The organism is Bradyrhizobium sp. Ken51 (assembly GCF_055807435.1).
This window is the reverse complement of the sequence record NZ_JBVVPB010000165.1, coordinates 1-278: the sequence shown is the minus strand read 5'-3', so window position 1 is coordinate 278 and position 278 is coordinate 1. Positions and strand designations below refer to the sequence as shown.

Genomic DNA, 278 nt, shown 5'->3' with positions numbered 1-278 from the left:
CTCGCTTCAACGTCATTCATATCCAGTTCTAACGTACTGGTAAAAATTGGTTCATCGCCCGGGTTACGCCACATGCCCTGCGCTTTGGCATATTTTTCGACCAACTCGACCTGATCTTCGCTGGCAGGATGGTAACTCGGTTACCGAAGAGGATATCCACGCGCTGGCAGGATGGCTGAAAAATGCCCATGCTGACCGTGAAATTGCCTACCGCCCGGCAAGGGTGCTGATGCAGGACTTTACCGGCGTACCTGCCGTTGTTGATCTGGCGGCAATGC

At 53.6% G+C, this 278-nt stretch carries 1 protein-coding gene; it reads left to right on the top strand.

The features are described from left to right. Positions 1 to 46: 46 nt before the first annotated feature. A partial coding sequence (locus tag AC0L27_RS41315) for a hypothetical protein (protein ID WP_473323877.1) occupies positions 47 to 278 on the top strand: 232 nt, incomplete at its 3' end.